Consider the following 1333-nt stretch of genomic DNA (forward strand, 5'->3'; position numbering starts at 1 on the left):
TGAAGTGACCCCATAAAGTTGGACTCTTTGCTAAGCGGTTGCCAAGGCCTGATTTCGATACTGTATCGGACTCAGGCCTTTTAGTTTCAGCTTAATACGCTCATTGTTGTAATAGTGGATATATTCTTTGATGCTTTCAATAAGATCATTCACGTCTTTAAACGTTTCGTTGTGGTACATCTCACTTTTCAATATGCCGAAGAAGTTCTCAGCAACCGCATTATCTAAACAATTTCCTTTTCTAGACATACTTTGTTTCAACCCTTTTTCCTTGAGGTGATTTTGATATTGTTTGTTTTGATATTGCCACCCTTGATCTGAGTGTACTACTGGCTTTTCATTTGGCTTTAACCTAGCTGTTGCTGTTTTAAGCATGTCAGTTACCAAAGGGAGTGCAGCGGATTTTCTGACTTCGTAACTGATGACCTCTTGGTTGAATAGGTCAATCATAGGCGATAAATATACCTTCTCATTATCCACTTTAAACTCCGTCACATCCGTCACCCATTTTTGATTTGGCTTCTGCGCAGTAAACTCGCGGTTAAGCATATTTTCTGCGATTTTACCCACTTCACCTTTATAGGATTTATAGCGCTTAGGCCTTACTTTTGACTTGAGGCCTAACTCATTCATCAGCCGTTGCACGCGCTTATGATTAACAAGTACCCCCATTGCTCTTAGGGCACTCGTAATTCTGCGATAGCCATATCGTCCTTTATGCGCGTGATAAATATCACGTATTTTTACCAGTAAATCATTGCTTGCACAGGGTTGCTTACAGGTAGTGCGATGATAATAGTAAACACTCTTTGATAGCCCAGTGGCCTTTAATAAGTGTTGTAAGCTATGTTTTGCCTTGAACTCTTCGACGACTACCGTCTTGTCTTTGCTTTTTTCTTTCTGGCTTGAGCCAAGGCTTCTAACTTTTTTAGCACATCATTCTCTGCTCGTAAGTAGGCTAATTCTTCTCGTAACTCCTCCTCAGTCATTTGCTCTACTGGTTTTGATGAAGAAGAATTATTTGTCATGACTGGCTTACCTTTTTTCTGTGGTTTGAGACGGGATATACCATCACGAGCATAAAGCTTTTGCCATTGGAAAAGAATACCTGGAGACGATAAATCGAAGAAAGCACTGGTATAACCGAGTGACCAACTGTTTGCTGTCATCGTTTTTAACACTTCAGCCTTAAATGCTTGAGAATAAGGTTTGTGAACAGACCTGAAGCTTTCAGCGCCATGAATTCGATAAATAGCGGTCCAATATCGGACCTGCCTATCTGTAACATTAAATCTGTTACTTACCGCCGAAGAGCTTTCAGACAAAGCGAGTT

1 protein-coding gene and 1 pseudogene are annotated in these 1333 nt (G+C 40.5%); both read right to left on the bottom strand.

Annotated elements, in window-relative coordinates; all coding sequences use genetic code 11:
- Positions 1-30: 30 nt before the first annotated feature.
- Positions 31-870, bottom strand: a pseudogene (locus tag AAEU31_RS20240) (IS3 family transposase); the annotation flags it as partial.
- A 2-nt stretch (positions 871-872) separates the two neighbouring features.
- Positions 873-1333: transposase (locus AAEU31_RS20245; protein ID WP_421968131.1), on the bottom strand; the 461-nt coding region annotated here is incomplete at its 5' end.

The sequence above is a fragment of the Pseudoalteromonas thalassia genome (genome assembly GCF_049257215.1).
Classification (GTDB): Bacteria; Pseudomonadota; Gammaproteobacteria; order Enterobacterales; family Alteromonadaceae; genus Pseudoalteromonas; species Pseudoalteromonas lipolytica_C.